This is a genomic window from Rhizobacter sp. LjRoot28 (assembly GCF_964253025.1).
Lineage (GTDB): Bacteria > Pseudomonadota > Gammaproteobacteria > Burkholderiales > Burkholderiaceae_C > Rhizobacter.
Genome location: NZ_CAXUQC020000001.1, coordinates 1,775,433 through 1,798,968 on the forward strand (window position 1 = coordinate 1,775,433; position 23,536 = coordinate 1,798,968).

General features: G+C 64.9%; 11 protein-coding genes. All 11 read left to right on the top strand.

Annotated features, from left to right (window positions below):
• Positions 1 to 7: 7 nt before the first annotated feature.
• The 11 genes from ACSQ2F_RS08335 (at position 8) to ACSQ2F_RS08385 (ending at position 23,533) form a co-directional block, all read left to right on the top strand.
• Positions 8 to 1,648 carry a hypothetical protein gene (locus ACSQ2F_RS08335; protein WP_436021633.1) on the top strand — a complete coding sequence of 547 codons (1,641 nt, stop codon included), beginning with the start codon at positions 8 to 10 and terminating at the stop codon, positions 1,646 to 1,648.
• A 34-nt stretch (positions 1,649 to 1,682) separates the two neighbouring features.
• Positions 1,683 to 8,033: a fibronectin type III domain-containing protein gene (locus ACSQ2F_RS08340; protein WP_436021635.1), complete on the top strand. Its 6,351-nt coding sequence runs from the start codon at positions 1,683 to 1,685 to the stop codon at positions 8,031 to 8,033.
• Positions 8,034 to 8,053: 20 nt separating this feature from the next.
• Complete coding sequence (locus ACSQ2F_RS08345; protein WP_436021637.1) at positions 8,054 to 13,033, top strand: RHS repeat-associated core domain-containing protein; 4,980 nt, start codon at positions 8,054 to 8,056, stop codon at positions 13,031 to 13,033.
• Positions 13,020 to 13,466 carry a DUF4265 domain-containing protein gene (locus ACSQ2F_RS08350; RefSeq protein WP_436021639.1) on the top strand — a complete coding sequence of 149 codons (447 nt, stop codon included), beginning with the start codon at positions 13,020 to 13,022 and terminating at the stop codon, positions 13,464 to 13,466. Before ACSQ2F_RS08345 ends, ACSQ2F_RS08350 begins: the two co-directional genes overlap by 14 nt.
• 44 nt (positions 13,467 to 13,510) lie before the next feature.
• Positions 13,511 to 17,485 (top strand): hypothetical protein, encoded by a 3,975-nt coding sequence (locus tag ACSQ2F_RS08355; protein WP_436021641.1) that lies wholly within the window; start codon positions 13,511 to 13,513, stop codon positions 17,483 to 17,485.
• Between the two features lie 204 nt (positions 17,486 to 17,689).
• Positions 17,690 to 18,142 (top strand): type II secretion system major pseudopilin GspG, encoded by a 453-nt coding sequence (gene gspG / locus ACSQ2F_RS08360; protein ID WP_436026780.1) that lies wholly within the window; start codon positions 17,690 to 17,692, stop codon positions 18,140 to 18,142.
• An 83-nt stretch (positions 18,143 to 18,225) separates the two neighbouring features.
• Complete coding sequence (locus tag ACSQ2F_RS08365; RefSeq protein WP_436021643.1) at positions 18,226 to 19,410, top strand: type II secretion system F family protein; 1,185 nt, start codon at positions 18,226 to 18,228, stop codon at positions 19,408 to 19,410.
• Positions 19,407 to 21,101 carry a GspE/PulE family protein gene (locus ACSQ2F_RS08370; protein ID WP_436021645.1) on the top strand — a complete coding sequence of 565 codons (1,695 nt, stop codon included), beginning with the start codon at positions 19,407 to 19,409 and terminating at the stop codon, positions 21,099 to 21,101. Before ACSQ2F_RS08365 ends, ACSQ2F_RS08370 begins: the two co-directional genes overlap by 4 nt.
• Entirely contained in the window at positions 21,088 to 22,413 is a 1,326-nt protein-coding gene (locus tag ACSQ2F_RS08375; RefSeq protein WP_436021647.1) for a hypothetical protein, read from the top strand. The genes ACSQ2F_RS08370 and ACSQ2F_RS08375 overlap by 14 nt, the downstream gene beginning before the upstream one ends.
• Positions 22,401 to 22,991 (top strand): hypothetical protein, encoded by a 591-nt coding sequence (locus ACSQ2F_RS08380; protein ID WP_436021649.1) that lies wholly within the window; start codon positions 22,401 to 22,403, stop codon positions 22,989 to 22,991. Before ACSQ2F_RS08375 ends, ACSQ2F_RS08380 begins: the two co-directional genes overlap by 13 nt.
• Positions 22,988 to 23,533, top strand: a complete 546-nt coding sequence (locus tag ACSQ2F_RS08385; RefSeq protein ID WP_436021651.1) for a hypothetical protein — start codon at positions 22,988 to 22,990, stop codon at positions 23,531 to 23,533. The genes ACSQ2F_RS08380 and ACSQ2F_RS08385 overlap by 4 nt, the downstream gene beginning before the upstream one ends.
• The last annotated feature ends 3 nt before the right edge of the window (positions 23,534 to 23,536 follow it).

Here is a 23,536-nt window from a genome sequence, read left to right on the forward strand (position 1 = left end):
CCCAGCCATGAAGTCCCCATCCGTCCTGCGCGCGCGCGCGCGTCCTTTCCCTTGCCAACCTGAATCGAGGAGCCCCTCCATGAACACTTCAACGCAAACGCTGAAGCGGGGCCCGGGGCGCGGTGCCCCGGTCGCCCTTCTCCTGAGCGTGCTGGCCGCGGCCAGTGCGCAGGCCGCCGTCAACAGTGGCAGCACCGGCGCCGATGGCGCGTTCAATCCGACGGTCAATACGGAGGTGGTGCTGCCGGAGTCGGGCATCCTGAACTACACGACGGTGAACATCCCCACGGGCGTGACCGTCAAGTTCAAGCGTAACGCGGCGAACACGCCGGTCTTTCTGCTGGCGACGGGTAGCGTCACGATCGCAGGCGTCATCGATGTCAGTGGTGGAACGGCCGCGCATTCGGGTACCTACGGCAACGGCGTGCTGGGCGACGACGGACAGCCCGGCCTTGGTGGTCCGGGTGGATACGACGGTGGGCGGGGGGGGCGCGAGGACGCGGCTTCGCGGCCGGCCGTCATTCGGTCGGGAGCCGGACTCGGGCCAGGCGGCGGCAAAGGGGCGATCGAAGGTGCCGATGGTTGTGGTAGCGATGGATTCGGCGCTGTCCGGTCCGTCGGCGCCGGTGGCGCCTATGCCCTGTCGATCCTGCGACCCGGCGCCTCGAGCTATGGCTGTGGAACCGCTGACGTCTTCTATAGCGCAAAGGCCTACGGTTCGCCCCTGCTCCAGCCCCTGCTCGGAGGATCGGGCGGCGGGGGTGGACTGGGAGGAACGAGCTACGCTGGCTCCGGCGGCGGTGGCGGCGGCGGCGCCATCTTGATCGCATCGTCCGCGACTGTCAGCATCACGGGCGCGATCACCGCTCTCGGGGGCGATGGCGGGGGTATCGCGGGTCCGGGCGTCGGTGGACAGGGGGCCGGCGGATCGGGCGGTGCGGTGCGAATCGTAGCCACCACCATTGCCGGCAACGGCCCCATCCAGACCCACGGCGGCTGCCGGCATTACAACGGCAGTCCGCGGTCGGACTGTGGCAGCACCGGCAGCTCTTCACACTATGGCGGCAGCGTCGGACGCATCCGCCTCGAAGGCGAAGCCATCACCTACACCGGCACTGCGACGCCTGCATATGTGGTGGACACCCCCGGCCCGATCTTCATCGCGGGCGCCCCGAGCATTCGCATCGCCTCGGTGGCAGGCCAAGCCGTCCCTGCGAACCCGACCGGCAACGCCGACGTGACCCTGCCGGCCTCGGCGACGACTCCGGTCGAGGTGGTGTTCCAGACCACGAACGTGCCGGTGGGCAACACCGTGACCCTGCGTGTCGCGCCTGCCTATGGGCCGTCGGTACAGGCGATCAGCCCTGCGATTGCCGGCACCACGACGACTGGGACGGCCACGGTCTCGGTGACATTGCCCCAAGGCCCAAGCACGCTGCAGGCGACGACGACCTACACGGTAGTCGTGGGCGGCACCACCCAGGCGGGCATGCCCGACCTGTCGCGCTTTGCGAGAAACGAGGCCGTCGAGAAGGTCGAAGTGACCGTGCCCCTCGTGGGCGAGGCGTCCGCGCGCCTCTACACCGTGAGCGGCAAGACGTTCGACGTGCCGTACGCCGCCCTGCAGGCCGCGGGCTTCCGCGGCTGACCTTTCCTCGCAGGAACCCGACCGCCTTCGCCCCATGACCATGATGACGAACGACTCCCGCCCGGAACGCCATTCCTCGCGTGTCCGGCATTCCGACCGCCGCGCGGGGTGGGTTCGTTCGTCGGTCGTCGGGACGATGGTGTTCGCGCTCGTCGCGACATCGATGCCGCTGACCGCCTCGGCCGCAGAACTGGCGATCGACGAGGGCGTGGTGGTCAAGTTCGGTGGCGACGGGCGCCTGATCGTGCGCGACCGCCTGCTCGCGGCGAAGGGCGTGACCTTCACGAGCCAGAAGGACGATGCGGCGGGCGGTGCCATCGGCGCCGCCCCACAAACGCCGGCCTCGGCCGACTGGACTGGCATCCGCGTGGAGAAGTCAGCCGCGGCGTTCGGCGTGACCGGCTTCGGCGACCTGACGGTGCGCTACGCAGGCGCCGCCAACGGCGCGGCGCTGACGCTGCGCGGCGTGAACCCCGCGCTGCAGTACGCCCAGTTCACCGACAACACCGTGGGCCTGCGCCTCATTGATGGCGCCTCGCCCGCGATCACGGGGTCCAGCTTCCTGCGCAACGGCGTCGGCATCGAGGCGGGCGGCGGAAGCGCGCCGACCGTGGGCACCACGCAGTTCGCGCACAACACCAGCAACGCCATCTCGAACGGCACGGCGGGCAGCATGCTGCTCGCCACCGGCAACTGGTGGGGCCACGCGAGCGGACCGACCGATCCCATGGGCAACCCCGCCGGCCAGGGCGACCGGGTCTCCTCCGGCGTCAACTACGGGAACTACCTCGCCGCCGCACCGCTAATCGCACCCACCGTGCGCCTCGCGCAGCCGGCGCCGTACTACGAAACTCATACCGTCGCGCTCGAGATCTCGTGCGTGAACGCCACCGAATACCGCATCGCCGAAGGCTCGGCCTTCGCCGGCATCGCGTTCCAGCCGCTGTCCGGCGGGCGCGCCACCGTGAACTTCGCGCTGTCCGCGGGCGACGGCACGAAGCCCGTCTCGGTGCAGTTCCGCAACGCGAGCGGCACCGTCGCAACCGGCACGTTGACAGGCGGCGTGCTCGTGGACACCGAGGCCCCGGTGCTCACCATCGGCAATCCGGTGGCTGGCAGCGTCATCAGCGGCCCGATCACTGTCGACGCGGCGGCCACCGACGCCTCGGGCATCGAGCGCGTGCAGTTCTTCCTCAACGGGTCGCTGGTGGCGACGCGCACCACGGCGCCGTACGCCTACAGCTGGAGCCCGACGAGCCTCGCCGACGGAGTCCACCACTGGCGCGTGACCGCCACCGATCGTGCTGGTCGCGTCACTGAGCAGCTGCGCGATGTGACGCTGTCCCGCGCGCCCGTGGTACCCGACACCGAAGGCCCGCAGCTGACGACGCCGACCTCGGCCGGCGTGCCGCTCGCCAATGGCGCCACGCTTACGCGCAACACCACGTTCACGTTCCAGGCGACCGACCGCAGCGGCATCTCGCGCATCGAGATGCTGCTCGACGGCGGGGTGGCGGGCACGGCGTCCGGCACCGGCACCTACACTGTGTCGCTCGACCTGTCGGCCGTGGCCAACGGCGCCCACACGCTGGCCCTGCGTGCCTTCGACTCGCTCAACAACAGCAGCACCACGAGTTACAGCATCACCGTGGCGCATGCGGTCCCCGATGCGCCGGTGCTCTCGGCCCCTGCGAACGGCAGCACGACCCGAGAGGCCGCGGCCACCGTCGCCGGCACGGCGAAGGCCGGCGGTTCGGTGCGCCTGCACCTCAACGGCCAGGCCGTGGGCACCGCGGTCAACGCGGGTAGCGACGGCCGCTTCAGCAGCGCCGTGACTCTGGCGCCCGGTGTGAATCAGATCCAGGCCACCGCCACCGATGCGTGGGGTACGAGCGCGCTGTCGGCCGCCGTGTCGGTAACGCTCGACGTCACCGTGCCCGCCAGCCCGTCCAACCTGTCGGCCGTGGCCCAGGTGCAGGGCAAGGTCAAGCTTGGATGGACCCGCTCCACCGACCCGAACGTCACTGGCTACCAGCTCTATCGGGCCAGCGTGCCGTTCACAAGCGTCACCGAAGGGGTGAAGTTGCACCCCGGCACCCTCGGCAACACCATCTCGGCCTACGATGACCTGCCGCAGCAGGACGGCACCTGGTACTACCGCGTGGTGTCGGTGAACGCCGCGGGCACGCCCTCCGTGCCGTCGAACCCGGCCCAGGCCACCTCGGACGGCACGCTGCCCCGCGCGCTGTCGATCGCCTACGCGCCGCAGGGCAAGGTGGACGCCGCCACCGGCCGCATCGGGCAGGGCCGTGTGAATCTCGTGGTCACGCTGAGCGAACCGCTGCAGGCCACGCCGTACCTGTCGATCGTGCCGCAGGGCGGCACTCCGATCCCCGTCGACCTCGCGTCGACGGGCCCGACCACCTGGGCCGGCAGTTTCCTGGTCGACGCCAACACCGCGTCGGGCAACGCCAACGCGCTGTTCTCGGCACGCGACGTGGCGGGCAACCGCGGCACCGACATCGACGCGGGCGCCACGTTCCGCATCGACACCGAAGGTCCGGCCCTCTCCAGCATTGTGGTCAGCCCGTCGTCGCCGATCCGCTACGACAGCGCGCCCACGGTGTCGGCCACCTTCACGTTCAGCAAGGCGCCGAAGGCCGGTGCCGCCCCGACGGTCAACTACTTGCTGAGCGGTCCCGTGCGCTCGGCGGTGTCCGTCGGCAGCCTGACGCAGGTCAGCCCTACCGTGTGGACCGCCAGCTTCACGCTGCCGTCCGACGCGGGCCTGGCGCAGCCGGAGATCCTGAGCTTCACGTCGCGCGCGCTCGACGACCTCGACAACGTGTCCACCAAGGTCATCGGCTTCAACCGGTTCCAGGTGTACCAGGGCAACCTGCCGCCGCTCGCGATCCCGCTGGGCTTGACAGCGAAGGCCGAACCGGGCGGCAAGGTGCGCCTGTCGTGGCAGGCCGTGGACGAGGCGACGAGCTACCAGGTCTACCGGCAGTCACCGGTACAGACCGAACTCGTGGCGCTGGTGCGCTCGGGCGGCACCGTGCACGTCGACACCACGCCGCAGGACGGCCTGTTCAGGTACGCCGTCGCCACCGTGCGCCAGTCGAACGCGCAGGAATCCGTGTCGGGCCAGAGCGCCACGGTGGAAGTCACCACCATCGCCAACGCCCCGGGCGCGCCGCAATCGCTGCAGCTGCAGCTGACGGGGCAGGGCATCGTCGCGACGTGGCAGCCGCCGCTCGCGAGCACCGTTGCCACGTACAACCTGTACCGTGCCACGGGCACGTCCATCACGAGCATCGAAGGCCTGACGCCGCTGAAGACCGGCCTGCGCCAGCCGATCGCGCTCGACCCGACGCCGTCGCCCACGCAGGGCGCCTACGTGGTGACCGCGCTCGACGCGGCGGGCAACGAGTCGGCCATCTCCAACTCGGCGTACCTGAACGCGAGCCTGCTGCCGGTGTCGAACTTGCGTGTGGAGCAGCTCGGCAACGAACTGCCGGTGGTCACCTGGAACGCGCCGAACGGCAACGTCGCGGGCTACAACGTCTACGTCGGCGCGTCGGCGAACCGCATCAAGCTGACGCCGGCGCCCATCACGGCGCGCACCTTCAGCGACAGCGGTTACACGAGCGGCGAGCGCCTCTACACCATCGCCACCGTCGACGCCAACGGCGTCGAGATGCCGCGCAGCCTGCTGCTGCCGAACGTGGGCGCGCAGATCGCCTCGGGCCTGCCGGTGCTGCGCGGCGTGATGAACCAGCTGCAGGTGCAGGTCACCAACACCTCGTCGGCCGTGGGCAACGCCCGCGTCGTCGTGCGCCTGCCGATCAACAAGGACGCAACGCAGTTCAAGGACCACAAGTCGGAGCTGTTCTCGCTCGGGGCGAACGAGACCCGCCTCGTGCCGGTGATCGTGGGCGGCTACGCCGACCTGCCGGCCTCGGCCCAGACCCAGGTGGGCGTCGAGATCTCGCCGGTGGAAGGCGAACTGGTGAAGATCGCGCGCAACGAAAGCGTGACCGTGGGCGACAGCGGCATCGTCGTGGGCATGGCCACCGACGAGTTCACGCGGGGTGCCACCGGCCGGGTGCGCCTGACCATCGAAAACACGAGCCAGGTGGACATCGAACTGCTGACGGCCACGAACAACGGCAACGGCGACTCGACCGAACTGCGGTTCAAGGTGCTCGATGGCGACGGCAACGTGCTGGCGACGCAGGCGTATCGCCAGGCGCTGGGGGCGAACGTCGTGACGCTGACGAACGGGCTCACGGTGGCGCGCATCGGTGCAGGCCAGAGCTACACGTCCGACGTCTTCCTCGTCAACGTGCCGGCGTCGAGCCCGAACAGCATTCGCCTGAAGCTCGAGGTCGACAAGCTGCGGTACCACAGCGGCCAGGACGACGAAGTCGTGATCGCCGGTCGTGGCGCCGAGAAGGTGATCTCGCTCGTCGACACCGCTTACTACGGCGAGGTCACCAACGTGACCCCGATTAGCTCGTTCGGTGACCAGGACATCGTCGTCACCGGTCGTGCGTTGGACCGCCGCGGCAACGCGCCGCTGCCCAACACACGATTGAAGCTGGTTCTGAACCAGCAGGGCTTCGAGCGCGTGTTCAGCGTGCTGACCGACACCGCCGGCCAGTTCATCTACACGTTCACGCCGACGATCACCGACTCGGGTCTCTACAAGGTGAGCGCGGTGCATCCGGACGTGACCGACCGCTCGGAGCAGCGCTCGTTCACGATCAACCGGGTGACCGTGGGCCCCACGCCGTACAAGCTCGACGTGCCGAAGAACTATCCGTTCAGCATCCCGTTCACCGCGAAGGCGGGCCCGGGCACGAAGGCCACGAACCTGCGCCTCGTGCTGGACGCCGCCAGTCAGCCCACGGGCCAGATCCCCGCGGGCATCAGCGTGCAGCTGCCTGCGCCGGTGACGCTGGCCGAACGCCAGACGCTGAACGTGCCGGTGCGCTTCACCGCGAGCAACGACGCGCAGCCGACGGGTTCGGTGATCCTGAACCTCGTCACCGACGAAAGCCCGCTCACCCCGATCGGCCGCGTGACCGTGAACTACACGCTCACCGAAGCCAAGCCGTTCATCACGAGCGTGCCTAGCTTCGTCGAGACTGGCCTGGCGCGCGGCGCCAGCGAAGTGGAGACCGTGGTCGTCGAGAACAAGGGCCTGCAGGACGCGATCAACCTGCAGTTCACGCTGACCAAGACGGACGGCTCTCCCGCCCCGTCGTGGGTGAGCATCTCGAACGCTGTCAACGGCACGCTGGCGGTGGGTGCCAAGCGCAACATCGACCTGGCCTTCAACCCGCCGGCAGGCATCGCCGAAGGCGTTTACGAGTTCCTTGTGCGCATGGAGGGCGACAACGTCGGCGCACAGAATTTGAACGTGTACGCGAGCATCACCGCGAGCGGGCAGGGCAATGTGCAGTTCAGGGCGTCGGACATTTACACCGCGACGGTCGGCAAGGACGGCAAGCTGATCTCTGGGCTGGCGAATGCGCGCATCACGCTGCAGAACGAGGAAGTCGCGACGGTCACGCTGGAGATGAGCACGGACGCGCTGGGCGAGGCCATGTTCCAGAACGTGCCGGCGGGACGGTACAAGTTCCGCGTTACGGCAAATAACCACCAGGAGATTGGCGGACGTTTGACCGTCAAGCCGGGGATAACACTTAATCAATCGGTGTTTCTTCAGTACAACCTCGTCACGGTGGAATGGAGCGTGCGGGAAATAACTATTCAAGACCGGTACGAAATTACCTTGAATGCGACTTTTGAAACGGATGTTCCGGCGGCAGTAGTGGTCATGCGGCCGACAAGCATCAATCTGCCGAAAATGAACACGGGAGATGTTTATTACGGCGAGCTCTCTCTTCAAAACCACGGGCTTCTCCGTGCCGAGCAAATAAAACACCAGCTTCCCAAGAGCGACGAATTCTTCCGCTACGAGTTCTTGGTGGACATACCACATGCGTTAGAGCCGCATCAACGTATCACCGTTCCGTATCGTGTCGTCTCTGTTCGCGGTCTCGAACAATCCGCGGCGCAGGACAACTCGACCGGTGCCGGTTGCTATAGCTACAGCAATTCAACCGCAGTGACCTGTATCTCCATCTGCGCAAACGGCGAAAAATCGGTCTGCGGTGCAACTTCGTCTTGGTTCTCCGTGAGCACGAGTTCCTGCCAGAGCGGCGGAGGCGGAAGTACGGGCGGCGGTGCCGGCGGTGGTGGGTATAGCGGCGGCGGTTGGGGTACAGGGGGTTACGGCGGCGGCCCCACATCCATACCGCTTCGTGGAAAACGGTGCGTTGAAATACCAAAGGGTGGAGTGTCGTGCGACTAAATATTTGGCGATGCGTCGACGTGAGTTTTGATATCTCTGATTTCGAGGGGCGGTTTCTCGCAATGGTCGAACCTTGGTCTTTGAAGGCGAAGGTGTGGGCGGGTGCCATGCTGATTGCCTGCGCGTCTCCAGCCTATTCGGAGGACTCGCCCAACGGCTTTTCCGTGTCGCTTCCCAACGGCTTCGCCACGGTCAGTGTCGATGACATCTACGTGGACACAACGGCTGGTCGAGTGCGATGGGTCCGCTCCTGGAATGGTCAGGAGTGGAAATTCAATCAGCATTGGGAAAGCCTTTCTCAAAGCTGGAAGAACCTTACCGGGAGCCAGAGCGCGGACACGACAAGTGCCGCAAGCGCCGGTGCCACTGTGAGTAATTTCCCCGCGGAGCCTCCTTCCCAAAGTTCAAGTTGCTGGGTTTGGGTCGATGAAGACTGGGAACCTACGGTAGGAACGGTGGTCGTCGGCGGCATTACCGAAGCCGGTCCGATGGTGCCTGCGCGGTCCACGCCGTTCAATCGACTGATGGGCGAACTGGCTCCGGACTATGTGCCGCTCCAGCGGGTGAGCATCGACTACGCGAATCTCTGTCTCGGTTCCGTCACTGGATCAGCCCAAACGGCCGATGTTGAAGCGCTTCGAAGGATGAACGAGCTGTATTTGGGCGAGAGCGGCCGTTATGCTTTTAATAACCGCGCTGTACTGGAAAAGCGAGCCGTTCTCCAAATCCTTCCCATTGCGACGGCCGATGTTGAGCCCGCTCTCCGACACGGGCGCTACACAGTCGCGGCCCAGGAAAACAAGAAGGGATATCGATGGACCGATCGAGGTGGCGACTGGATTGAGTACAACACCCAAGGCCAGGTGGTGTCTTGGGGTGGACGAAATGGCAAAAAAGTCTGGCTTCTCCGAGACGCTGGTGGAATCGTTCGCGCCGTGCTGGATGATGTCGGGCACATTGTTTTCAGCCTTCACTATTCTGGTGATGTTCTAGTTGAGGTGAGAGATTACCCGGTCTCGGAACTTGAGGTTGACCTTCCTCCTAGATCCGTAAAGTATGCTTATGACGACAAGAATCGCCTGATTAAGGTCACTGACGTTCGCGGCTTTGTGACTCAGTATGAATACGATGCTGGGAACAGAATAACAAAAATCACTGATGCCGAACTTCGGCAGGAAACGATTGAATATTCTGGAAGCACGGTCAAGCGCCATGTGACGCCCGACGGTGCCGAGACCGAGTACACGTTCGACTACGATGATGTAAACAAGCAGTTCAACGCGAAGGTGGTGAGGCCGGAGACGGCTGCCGGGCAGAAGATCGAATCCTATACCCACAATCGTGTCGGCCGGATGGTCCGTCACGTTGTGAACGGTCGCGTTGAAGCCGAGGTGCGCTATGACACCGGCTCTCGCACGGAGAGTGGCACGAATGCTCGCGGATTCACGACGAGAACAAGATCGAACGAATTCGAGCAGGTTGTTTTAATCGAATATCCAGACGGGGCGACGGTCAGCAGCAAGTATTCGGCGGCCCATATGCGCCTGCTTGAGCGTGTCGACGCGATGGGTGTGGTAACTCAATACGATTACGATAGCGCAGGTAACCTTCTCTACAAGCGGGAGGCCGCTGGTAGCGTTGCGGAACGGGAAACTGAATACGTTCGGAATTCGGCCGGTCTTGTGACCGCGTTACTGCGGCGTGGAAAGTCGGCGCCGGCGGATACTGTCTCACGCTGGGCGTTTGACTATGATTCTCAAGGCAATGTCAAAAGAACAGTCGACCCGGAAGGGGCCGTGAGGCACTATGCCTACGACAGGGCCGGGAATCCGAGGAAGCAGGTCGGCCCGCGCGGCGAGGTTGTCGAGTACCGCGCCGACGCGTCGGGCAACGTCGAGGCTATCCGCGACGCACTTGGTGGAGAAGTTGGCTTCACCTACGATCGAGTCGGAAATGTGGTTCGCCGAACCGACGAACTCGGAAAAACCGTGAGCATGGCCTATGACGGAATGAATCGGCTCACGCAAACGGTTTTCGCCAATGGGGGAGCGCAGCGGACTCAGTTCAATGGGCATGGGTTTCCGGTTCTGGAAATCGATGAGGACGGTAGACGAGTCCACATCGAATACGACAATTTTCAGCGCTTGACGAAAGTCACGGATAGCCAAGGGAACGTGACCACCCATGGCTACGGCCTTCCAGGAGATCCGACCGCAGTTGGGGCTTTGACCAATCCGACCAGAACTGACTATCCCGGCTTCGCGCTGGAGCAACGCTTCGACCGGCGCGAGCGGATTACCGCCAGCACGGTGATCGAAGAATTGACCACGGGGCCGGACGGTCGAACCACGTTTCAGAAGTATGACAAGAAGGGACGCGTCATTGAGACGACGAATCCTGAGGGAAAAACAACCTACTTCGCTTACGACGAATTCGACAGAGTTCTGCGGTTTACGAACTCGCAGGGTCGGTACATCGAGCTGACTTGGGACGCGCACGACAACATCGTCGCCTTACAGGACTATCTCGGGCATCGAACGACCCTTCGTTATGACCGCGCGAATCGCTTGGTTGCTCAAGTTCTTCCTGGCGGTCAGACTACGACCTATGAGTATGACGCAAGTGGCAATAGGACGCGGATTACCGGCGCTAATGGCTCGACCATCCGCCACACTTACGACTCGACTAACTTGGTCGTTCGGACAGAGGCTGCCAAGGCAGGAGAAACCTCGCCGTCGCTGACGTACACCTATACCAGGGATGCTGCAGGAAACTTGCGATCTTGGTCGGACGGAACTCTTGGAGCGGAGTATACGTACGATGATGACGGCAACTTCTTGAGCGAGACTGCAACTTACACGCAAGGTGTTTCTCTTGGCTATGCATATACGCTCACCTCAGCCGGATTGGTCAAATCGCTAAAATTCCCAGATGGTGATGTCGTCAATTATGAGTACGAGAGCGATGGGTTGCTAGGATCAATTGATATCCCCGGGGCTGGCAAGTATTCCGTCAATTCTAGGAAGTGGGTCGCACCCAGTCGGATCACGCTTCCGGGTGGTGTGACGAGGGAATTTTCATACGATGGCCTTCTGCAAGCTGCTGCCATGACGGTGAAGAGCGCAGGGCAGCAGAAGTTGTTTGGGGTCGAGAACCGCTATGGCCGGCTGAGTGAACTGCTTGAGTCAGTTTCGTCTGATGCGGAGGGCGGGGCTTCCAGTACGATTTCGGAAAGATTCGCCTACGATTCCGAACAGCGTCTCACGCAGGCTACGGTTGATCGAGGAGGGGTTTTAGGACTGACAACGGAGGTTTTCACGTTTGATGCCGCCGGGAACCGAAAAAGCGACAGTTCTACGTCTGGGGAATGGAAGTACGACAGCAGCAACCGCCTGCTCCAAAGAGGCGGCACGGCATATGAGTACGACGCTACCGGAAATCTGGTGAGGAAGACCTCGAATGAGCCGGGGGCTGGCGCTTCTGTCTGGATCTACGAGTACGACGCGCTCAATCGCTTGGTCGCAGTCAAGGACGGAGCTGGCGTCTACGTAGCCAAGTATGCGTACGACCCTTTTGATAATCGTTTGATCAAGGACGTGTATCGCGCGAGCACCGGTGAGGTCCTGCCGGTTCCTAAACGTAGCCTATACCTGTATGCAAAAGAGGGGCTTTTGGCAGAGGCCGGGCCCGATGGCGTCGTAAAGGTCCAATACGGGTGGCATCCTGGCGGCGAATGGGGTACAGACCCGGTTTTCATTAAGGGGAACCTGCTCTACGGCAGTGGCATTGGCCTGGAGTACGCATACTTCCATAATGATCAGTCAGGGCGGCCGCGACGGATAACCGATGCTGCGGGCCAAGTGATCTGGCGTGCCGACTATTCGATTGACGGGTACGCCACTGTGACATCGAGTCGCGGTGTCGTGAGTGGGCTGCGGGCGCCGGGGCAATACTTTGACCAGGAAACCGGGCTTCACTACAACACCCGGCGGTATTACGATCCAGTCATTGGTCGGTACATCACTTCGGATCCCATCGGCTTCGCGGGGGGATGGAATTCCTATGAGTATGCCGGCGGAGATCCGATAAATAATGGGGATCCGACTGGTGAATATGTTCAAGGTATTGTTCGTGCGATAAATATTGCAATCACTGTATATGAGTTGTATACGGTATACGAAGAGTATAAAACTACCGGCTGTTTCGATTGGACCACTCTAGTTCCGATCCCCAAGTGGCTTACTAAGACGAAGTGGATCAAAAAGTTTCGCAGGGAATGCGGCGATGTCTGCGAATGTGTGGGTGGGAACAGTTTTCCCGGCGATACGCCGGTGCACGTCCTTTCCGCGGACGGGCGAAATGAGCTGAAGCCAATCTCTAGTATTCGCGTTGGCGACAAGGTTCTGGCACGGAGCGAATGGAAAGCGGAGCAGGATGGCCTGAGCTATCAGTCGGTCACCGAGGTAATGACAACTCCGCAAGCCAAGCGAGATATCGTTCGCTTGACGCTCCGAAACGGGGGCGAGTTCTCCGCGACCGGAAACCATCCAATAAGGACCGAAGAGGGGTGGCGGGATGCCGTACTGATCAAGGCCGGTGACAAACTGGCTAGTTCTGTCAGCGACGCCGTAGGAATGGAAGTGGTTTCGGCGGTCCTCTCGTCTGAAGTTTTGACAACGTACAATTTGGAAGTTGCCAATGCTCATACCTTCTTCGTTGGAGACGACGATGGCGCACTTGTTCATAATGGACGGTACGCTTCAAAGAGGTCGAAAGTTCGGCGCGAAGTTGACGAGAGAGCGCGAGACAAGCAGGGCAAGTTGAGGTGCGAGATGTGCAATATACCTACCAAGCCTGCTAAGAAGAGCACACGAGGTGTTACGCCGGACGATGAAGAAGGCGTTTATCACCACTGGGAGCATTGGTGTAACGGCGGCAAAACGGATTCCGGCAACATCGGTTTGCTTTGCCGGAAGTGCCACAAGGATGTCCACCGATAAGGGTTATATGCCTGCGATCCTGTTTCCGATTTCCAGCGACCGTGGGGCTTCGTTTGAAAGCCTGAATGCTGTCGAGGTATGGTCCGGGTGTTATCGGATAGAAAATATCCCCTTCTTCACAGCGGAGGTGTCGATGTTCGATGTTTGCAGCGTGGTAGAAGTGGATGGTCAATTGTTTTTCGACCAAGTTTTGTCGCGGTCGGGGCATTCAACTTTCGTTTTCTCATTCGACAAAAAAGAGTTGGATGTGCGTCCGTTTCTGGAATTCGCCAGACGGTTGAATTTGAAGTATGAAGTCGGATTCGAGAAGAATTCAGTGTCCGTCGATATCGGGCCGGATCAATCCGCAGACGATTTCTACGATGGATTCGATACGCTGCAGTATTCCGACGATCTTGACTTCGCGCTGGACCCGCTGTGTATTCAACATTAAGTGAGCTGCAGTCGAGTATGCCTAAGACCGAATGGTCGTCAGCCATGTCTCGCTCCAACCGGCGTCCTTCGAAACAGTCGCGCGTGCACCTGCTGTTACGCGTAGCCGAATTGATGCCCCTGTTCATCGTTCTCATTGCGGGGGGGGGCGAAGCACGCGCACAAGACACTGTGTGCGCACGGGTGAAAATAGAGATCAAGCAGGAATTGACCCTCGAGCGCCAAGCCTTCGACGCCGAGATGAAGATCAACAACACCACGGACAGTTCGGTGATCGAGAACGTATCGGTGATGTTGAAGGTCGTCGATGAAACTGGTGCACCGGTCCCGGTGAGCGACAACCCAAATGACCTGAGCGCCAAGTTCTTCATTCGCCTGTCCCAGAAGCAGAACATCGCCAACGTCGAAGGCACCGGTTCGCTCGCAGCCAAGACCACGGCGGTCATCAACTGGCTCCTGATCCCGGCGCCGGGTTCGGCGGGCAGCACGCCGCTCGGCAAGAAGTACCTCGTCGGCGCGACCTTCCGGTACCACTACGCCAACGAAAATCACACGCTCGACGTCTCGCCGGATGTCATCACGGTCAAGCCGCTCCCGCTGCTGACGCTCGACTACTTCCTGCAGCAGGACGTGATCGCCGACGACCCGCTTACGGCGGAGGTCGAAGCCATCGAGCCGTTCACGCTGGGCGTGCGCGTCAAGAACAATGGCCTGGTGCCGGCGAAGAAACTCAAGATCGAATCCGCCCAACCCAAGATCGTCGAGAACAGCCAAGGCCTGCTGATCAATTTCAAGATCATTGGCAGCTACATCAACGACGCACCGGTGCAGAACTCCTTGCTCATCGACTTCGGTGACGTTGTCGCCAACGGCGCGGCCACCGGCCGTTGGCAGATGGAAACGACCCTCGCCGGCAAGTTCACCGACTTCACCGCGAAGTTCGCCCATGCCGATGAGTTGGGCGGCGCACTCACGTCGCTGCTGCAGGCCGCCAACCCCCACTTCCTGATCCGCGACGTCCGGGTCGACCTCCCCGGCCGCGACACCGTCCGCGACTTCCTCGCCCAGGATGGGGACGTCGTCCGTTTGTACGAATCCGAAGGCACCGACACGGTGGTAACGGAGCGCAGCACCGTCGCCCAGCTCACCGCCGGCACCGCCCCCGACGGCACCGCCCGCTACCGCCTCCAGTTCCCTGCCACCGCCGGCTTCGCGTACGTGAAGCTCCCCGACCCGTTCAACGGCACCAAGGCCCTCGGCAAGGTCGTTCGTTCGGATGCCAAGCAGATGCTGCCCGAGAACGTCTGGCTGTCGAAGACCCGCAACCTCGACACGAAGAAGTGGGAGTACTGGCTCAACGTGTTCGACGTGAACACGCCGGGCGCGTACGACAGCGACTTCCAGGCACAGGGCACCACGCCGCGCGCGCCGGTGCTGCAGTTCGTCCCGGACCGTACGGTGCAGGAGACGAAGCAGGTGTCCTTCCTCGTGGAAGCGAGCAGCCCGGACGGCAAGCTCGTGACGATCACCGCCGCCCCTCTGCCAGCGGGGGCCACGTTCACCGCGCAGCCGTTTGACGCGACGGCTCCCACAGTGGCACGCGCGGTGTTCGACTGGACCCCGCCAAGAGGCGCCGTCGGCAACTACTTGGTGGCCTACACCGTGACCGACGGGACGCTGAAGGCCACGCGCTCTGCGACGATCTCGGTGCAGACCATCGACCCACCGGCTGGCCCGCTGGTGCCAGCTATCGTGTCACCGGCACTGGGCGCCCAAGTGACCACGCTGCGACCCATGCTGTCAGCGCAGGCGAGCACGCATCCGCAAGACCCGACGCTGCGTTTGCAGTTCGAGCTGTACGGCGATGAAGCGATGACGCAGCTGGTTGCAAGCGCCGCCGTCGACAAGGCGCCAATGTCCCCGGGCGACGGCGCCGGGACGGTGGCCCAGCCGACCCAATGGTTGGTGCCTGCCGACCTCGCGGACAACACCCGCTACTGGTGGCGGGTGCGCGCGACCGATGGCACGTCGGCGAGCCCCTGGGTGCAGTCGATGCTGTTCGTCAATCTGCACAACGACGCCCCGGACCGGTTCAACCTGACGTCGCCTGTGCCTTCGGGCCAAGTGGCTGAACCGCAGCCGCTGCTGAGCTGGTCCAATGCCGTGGACAAGGACGGCGACACGGTCAGCTACGGCGTGCGGGTGTGGGGCGACAGCGCCTTGACGCAGGCTGTTGCGTCGATCGACGGCGTACCGGCACACCCCTCGGGCACCAGTAGCTGGCGGCTGTCTGTGTCGGCCGAGATGGGCAAGGTGTATTGGTGGCAAGTCATCGCGACCGACACGGTCGGCGCGCAGACCGTGACGGCGGCCCGCTCGTTCTCGCTCGCTGGTTCCAACGCGGCGCCGACCTCTCCGACGGTGGCTGCGCCTCTGCCCGGAGCCACGGTCACGACGACGAGTGTGACGCTGGTGGCCGGGAATGCGACGGACGCCGACAGAGACGCGTTGACATACGTGTTCGAGCTGGACACCGTCGAATCGTTTGATTCGGGCGCGAAACGCGTCTCGGGCTCGCTGCCGCAGCAGGCGGGCGGCAGCACCTCGTGGACCGTCAGCGGGCTCGTCGAGAACACGCGGTATCACTGGCGGGTGAAGGCGCAGGACGGCGTGTCGGAATCGGCTTGGGCGAGCGCCGTGTTCACAATGAATGCTGTGAACGATGCGCCGTCGGTGCCGACGGTTGCCAACCCCGGGCATGGTGCGTGGACCTCGGCAATCGCGCCTGTGTTGGAGGTGAACCCGGCCACCGACCCGGACGACGACACCGTGACTTACGCATTCCAGCTCGCCGCGACGGAGGCCATGAACCCGGTGCTGCGCAGCGGCACGTCGCCCACGACGTCATGGACGCTCGCGCCGGTGGCCGACAAGAGAAGGTACTGGTGGCGCGTCCGCGCGGTAGATCCCAAAGGCAAGACATCGGCTTGGTCGGCGCCGTCGCAGTTCACCGTCAGCACGGAGACTTATCAGACACCGTATGCCTCGGTGCAGGTGCCCTCTCAAGCGATCGCACCCACGGAGTCAGCTGGGCGCAAGACGGTGCGGCTGTCATGGATGGGCACGGACGTCAATGTGGCCCCGACCGTTGCGCTGTATTACTCGTTGACGCGTGATGGTCTGCCTAAAACGCTGATCGTCGATGGCATTGCGAAGCCGGTGGGCACCCACGCGGGCTCGATCGACTGGGACGTGACGAACCTGCCGGTGGGCGCGTACTACATTCATGTGGAGGTATACGATGGCCGCGGCGTGGGCCGGGCGACCGGGGCGGGTGCGGTGGTGATCCCTTCCGAGACGGGCGGTGACATCGTCGTCACGCCAGGCAGCTCACAGACAGTGGAAGGCCGGGGTGCCGCGAAGTTCAAGGTGCGGCTCGGCTCGGAGCCGACAGCATCGGTGCGGGTGCCGGTGGCAAGCACCGTCCCGGGCGAGGGGGTTGCCACGCCGGCCACGCTGACCTTCACGGCATCGAACTGGAACGTGGATCAGACGGTCACGGTAGATGGCCAGACTGACTGTCTCTCCGACGGAAGCAAGGCCTATCAGGTGCTGGTCGGCAAGAGCGCGAGTTTGGATCCAGCCTACATGAGCCGGTCGGGCACACCGGTCGATCTGGTGAACCTCGACGACGAGCTGGCCCAAGTGCGCTCGAGCAACAACGCCGGCGCGCGCATCTGTAGCGTGCGCGTGAAGACATCGACCAAGGTGGACGCCACGACTTGGGAATATGTGGTTGATGCCTCATTCGGAAACGTCGGCACCACCGCCATCGACGGAGGCACTGCGCAGGTGATTCCGCCCGCGGGCATGGTGGTCGTGGACGGACAGCTGTCGTTTGGCGCGCTGGCTGTCGGCCAGACCGGGCGCAGTCTTGACACGGTCACGGTGCGCGCACAGATCGCGCCCGACGTATTTGCCAAGTCGTTCGCACTGCAGTGGGACATCTTCGTTCGCTGAGTTCAGGCAAGCAACCACAATGACGGCTGGCACAACGAAAGAAGTGGGGCAGCGGCCCGCGATGAAACGAGGGGGCGGGCTCGCCGTCGCCTCGGGGCGTCTCCGGCCTCGTCGACGCTCCCTCTCCGCAGCGATCACGTATCCGGTTACCCGGCATCGATTCCGATCGTCAGCCGATCATCCGACCTCTTGTTCACCTTCAAGATGAACCACAGCAGCTTTGGCTTTTCAGATGATGGTCGCGTGCGACGCAGCCGGGGCTTCACCTTGCTTGAGCTGCTCGTGGTGATGGTCATCATCGGCCTGCTAGCCGCGTACGTCGGCCCACGCTACTTTTCGCAGATCGGCAAGTCCGAACGCAGTACGGCCAAGGCCCAGATCGAAGGCCTGGCGAAGGCCCTCGATGCGTACCGCATTGACACCGGCCGCTACCCCACCAGCGAGCAAGGTCTTGCCGCGCTGGTCACGAAACCCGCAGACGAGCCGAAGTGGAACGGTCCGTACCTGCAGAAGGCGGTGCCCACCGATTCGTGGGGACGGCCGTTCGTCTACCAGTCCCCCGGCGCCACCGGGTCCGACGACTTTGACCTGCTGTCCTATGCCAAGGACGGTCAGGCCGGGGGTGACGGCGATGCCGCCGACGTGTCGTACCGCTGACACGCGTCTGGGCGCCGAGTGACATGATGAGCGGGAGAACAGTTGCTGCCGCCGGCTCAGGTGTTGCACCCGGAGCCATACGCGTGCGCCTGAGCGTGCAGGGGCTGGACGGCCGCGTGCAGGTACAAGAGTTTGCCGACCTGAAGGAGTCCGAGGCCGTGCGCCGGGTGGTCTCGCTCGGCGGCAAGGTGCTTGCCGTCGAATCGGTGCCGGTGGCGGCCGCCACGGCGGGTGGCCGCAACACCACCTTTCCGCTGCTGCTCTTCAGTCAGGAGCTGCTTGCGCTGCTGGACGCCGGCCTCAACCTGACCGAGGCGCTGACGACCCTGCACGCGAAGGAGCGCCAGGCCATGCCGCGCGCGCTTCTGGCTGAACTGCTGCGCGCGCTGCGAGAGGGGCGCAACTTTTCCGACGTGCTCGCGGCGGCCCCGGAACACTTCCCGCCCGTCTACGTGGCCACCGTGCGGGCCTCTGAACGCACGGGCGGCCTGCCTGAGGCGCTCTCGCGATACATCGCGTACCAGCTGCAATTCGAGACGCTGCGCAAAAAGCTCGTTTCAGCGGCCATCTACCCTGTGATGCTGCTGGTGGTGGGCGGTTTCGTCACCTTGTTCCTGCTGGGCTATGTGGTACCGCGCTTCTCGTCGGTGTACGAGTCTGCCGGTCGCGAGATGCCGTGGCTGTCTCGCTGGCTGCTCGCGTTCGGGCAGGGGGTGCACGATCACTGGCTGGCGGTCGGGGGCAGTCTGCTTGCCTTGGCCGTCGCTGCGGGCTGGGCGCTGAGTCAGCCGCGATGGCGGCAGCTGCTGCTCGACCAATCACTGCGCCTGCCCGGTATCGAACGCCGGGCGGCGGAGTTCCGGCTTGCCCGCTTCTTCCGCGCCGTTAGCCTGCTGCTCGCCGCCGGCATCGCGCTGCCGCGCGCGATGGGCATGGTGACTGGCCTCGTGTCGCCCGCCCAGAGGGAGCGGCTTGCGCAGAGCCGCCTTGCCGTCGAACAAGGCCAGAGTCTCTCCGCCGCCCTGCTGGCCGCCGGACTCGCAAGCCCCGTGGCCGAGTCGCTGATCAAGGTAGGCGAACGCTCGGGGCAACTGGCGGAAATGCTTGAACGCACCGCCCGGTTCCAGGACGAAGATTTCGCGCGCTGGATCGACTGGGCTTCGAAATTGTTGGAGCCCGTTCTGATGGCGGTGATCGGCATCGTGATCGGCACGGTGGTGGTCTTGATGTACATGCCGATTTTCGATCTGGCGGGAAGTCTGCAATGAAGGCCGTCGCCGGCGATCCCACGCCTGATGCGCTGACGCCGGCACTGCTGGCAAGTGCCCGTACGCTCGCCGCCCAGGGCGAGCAGCGCCTGCTTGCTGCACTGGCCCAGGTCACCGGCTGGACGCCCGACGTGCTGATGCAGGCACTGGCCGGCCGCGCGGGCTGCACGCACGCGGGCATGCCGGAACTGCAGGCGCTGGTGCCTGAGTTCGAGCGCATCACGTACCCCGAGTGCGTGGCGCGCGGCGTGCTCGTGGCCCGCGATGCGGACGGCCGCCGCCACGTGGTGCTCGGTGACCCGTTCGACGAAGAACTCGAGGACTGGACGCTTCGCCGCCTGGGGCCGCAGCCCGTGCCGCCGGTGATCGCGTTCGCCCATCCCGACGACCTGCGGGCGTCGTTCACGCAGCAGGAGCGCCAGCTCCGTGCAATGGACGGCTTCGAGGGCGAGGCCGCCGCCGCCGGCGACGAGGAGGTAGCCGCCGTCATCACGCTGTCCACTATCAGCGACGACGTCAGCCCCGTGGTCAAGCTCGTCAACTCCACCATCTACGATGCCCTCAAGCTGCAGGCAAGCGATATCCACCTCGAGTGCGATGCCGGCTGCCTGCACGTGAGCTACCGCATCGACGGTGTCCTCGTGTCCATCACGCAGGTGCACGGGGACCACATGGCAGAGCAGGTGGTGTCGCGCATCAAGGTGATGGCCGAACTCGACATCGCCGAGCGCCGCACGCCCCAGGATGGACGCTTCAAGGTCCGCGTCAATGGCCGCGAGATCGACTTCCGCGTGTCGGTGATGCCGAACATCTTCGGCGAGGATGCGGTGCTGCGCCTGCTCGACCGCCAATCGCTCACCGAGCAGGCGAAGTCCCTGCGGCTCGACCACCTGGGGCTCGACCCGCAAACGATGACGCAGATCCGCCGGCTCGCCGCCAAGCCGCACGGCATGCTGCTCGTCACCGGCCCCACCGGGTCGGGCAAGACCACGACGTTGTACGGTGCCATCACCGAGATCCACACCGGCCGCGACAAGATCGTGACCATCGAGGACCCGGTGGAGTACCGCCTGCCGCGGGTACTGCAGATCCCGGTGAACGAGAAGAAGGGACTCACCTTCGCGCGAGGCCTGCGGTCCATCCTCCGGCACGACCCGGACAAGATCATGGTGGGCGAGATCCGCGACAACGAGACGGCGCAGATCGCTGTGCAGGCTGCACTCACCGGCCACCTCGTGTTCACCACAGTGCACGCCAACAACGTTTTCGACGTGGTGGGGCGGTTCGTCCACATGGGTGTCGATGCCTACAGTTTCGCGTCGGCGCTCAACGGGGTGGTGGCCCAGCGCCTTCTCCGGATGAACTGTCCCCACTGCGCACTGCCGGTGGAGCCGTCCGACGAGGAACTGGACGCCGCCGGGCTTGATTCCGAACAGGTCCGCGGCTGGACGTTCCGGGCCGGAGCGGGCTGCGGCCACTGCCGCGGCGCGGGCTACAAGGGCCGCAAGGCAGTGGCCGAGGTGCTCGTGCTGGACGACGCCATGCGCGAACTGATCGCCAGCCGCGCCCCCATCTCTGCGCTCAAGGAACGTGCGGCCCGCATGGGTCTGCGCCCGGTGCTCGCCACTGCGCTCGACTGGGTCGCGCGGGGCGAGACGACGCTCGAGGAGGTGGCCCGTGTCGCAGGCTGAGTGGTTTGTCGTTGCGGCCGGGAACGCGCTGATGGTGGCCGCGCGCCGAGCAGGCCGCTGGTCGCCCGACACGCTCAAGGTGCTGCCGGTGGAGCCGGGTTCGCCCCCGTCGCTGCATGCCGCGTGCGATGCGCTCGTGCGCGAGTGGCCAGCGGACGCGACATGGAAGGGCGGGGTGCGGGTGCTGGTCGATGACGGGTGGTTCGCGGCCTGTCGGCTGCCCTGGAGCGACGCCCTCGGGCGTGCCGATGAAGCCGAGGGCTTTGCGCGCGCACAGTTCGAGGCTGCGGGTTTTGGTGGCCAGGCCGACGACACGGTTCGGATCGACGACGGCCCCTACCGAGCGCCGCGCCGCGCCGTCGCCTACGGCGCGGCGCTGCTCGCCGCGCTGGGCCGCGTGGCGCAGGCTGCTGGCGGACCTTTGCGGTCGGTGCGTCCGCTGTCCGATGCCGCGTGGCGCCACGCCGGGCGGCAGCGCCACGCACCGGCGACTGCGCCGCTCGTGGTGTGGCTGCCGGGCGCCGTGCTCGTGGTGCAGGGCGGTCGGACACCGGTGGACGTGATGGCCCGGTCCCTCGGACCCGAAGAGGCTGCGTCGCTGCGCGCGCTGTGGGACCGCGCCGGTCTGCGGCAGCCGTGGCTGGCCGAGGCGGCTGTGGTGCGAGGTCTCCGGAGCGGGGATGCCGGCCCGCCGTGGCCCATTGCGGTCACCGACATCGCCCTGCCGGACGACCAGGCCGTGCCGCCCTGGCTCGGCCTGGCGGCCGAGGCCAGCCCGTCTTGCCTCGACGCCGTGGCCGGGGCCGGTCGAGGCTCGCCGCTCATTGTCAAAGCCGCCGCCGTGGTGCTGCTCCTGTTGGCCGTCTCTTTCGCGAAGGACGCGCACGACCATTGGCGGCTTGAACAGGAAATCGTCGGCCGCGAGCAGGACGACTCGTCCCGCCGCCTCGCGCAGGAGCGCCCCCCCGTCGGGCTCGCCCGCGAGGAACTCGCGCGCGTGCGGTCCGTCAACACCGCCATCCGCGAACTCAACATGCCGGTGGCCGCGCTGATCGGCGCCTTGCAGGTGCCGAAGGACCTCCGGGTCGCGCTGCTGAGCGTCGACGTGTCGGGCGCAAGCGCGCTGCCCGATGGTGGCGCCACGCTGAAAGTGGTGGCGGAGGCTCGCTCGGGCGCCGAAATGTCCCGCTACGTGGCGCTGATCGCCAACCGACCGCCCATCGCTCAAGCCTACCTGACCCGCCACGAGGTGCAGCAATCCAACCCCGCGCACCCATACCGCTTCACCGTGGAGGCAACATGGGCGCCCTGAACCTGGGCGGCCTGGCCGCCGCCGTCGCCTGGGAAGTGCGTCGTGCCGCGCGCCGCGTCGGCGCGTGGGGCCTGCTGCTTGCCGCGGCGACGGTGCTGGCTGTGGGCGCCTGGGCGGCCGAGCGCCACCAGGCCCTCGCGGCGGCGGGTGCGCAGCAGCGCTGGCTCGACCGGCCGCTGGCGGTCGACCCCGTGGTGCGCGCGGCGCCATCGGATGCCCGCGACCGCCTGCACCGCTTCGACACGCGGCTGCTGCCCCACGACGACCTGCCCACCCAGGTGCAGGACCTGATCGCGTTGGCCGAATCCGAACGCCTCACTGTGGCCCGCGGGGAGTACCGGCCCCAGGTCGATGCCGAAGGCGGCTTCCTGCGCTATCGCATGAGCCTGCCAGTCCGAGGCGAGTGGCGTGCGGTGCACCGTTTCGTCGACTCGGCCTTGCGCGCGCATCCTTCCCTCGGCCTGGAGAGCGTGCAGTTCCAGCGGCCGCAAGTCGATGCCGTCGAGGTCGAGGCGCGGCTTCAGTGGGTCGTGCTGGCACAGCTGCCGCGTACCGCTGTCGCGCGGAGCACGCCATGAACCGCAAGCGCCACCGCCAGCACCTGCTGCTGGGGCTCGCGCTCGTCGCGACGCTGGCTGCCGCCTACATGGCGCCGGACCCAGAGGCCGACGGCGGCGTACTGCTGGCCGACCGGTCGGCCCGCACCGCTGGCACGTCGGCGGCTCCGCCGTCTCGGGCGCCCGGCAAGGGTGCCGTGGCAGCCGACGTGCTTGAAATCCGTGCGCGCGACGCCGAGGCAGACGACCGCGCGGAGGCACTGTTTGCGGCGGGTGCGTGGCAGGTCGACGCGCCGGTCACCAAGACCGAACCCGTGGTGCCAGTGGTCCAGGGCCCTGCCGTGCCGCATGCCCCACCGCTGCCATTCCGCACCATCGGCCGTTATGAAGAGGACGGTGTCACCGTGTTCTTCCTTCAGCACAACGAACGGGGCATCGTCGCGCGGGTCGGGGACACCGTCGCCGAACACTACAAGGTGGAGAGCGTGCAGGGGAACCTGCTCACCCTGACGCACTTGCCGACCAACCAGACGCAGACCCTCGACGTGGGTGGCACCAGCTGAGAT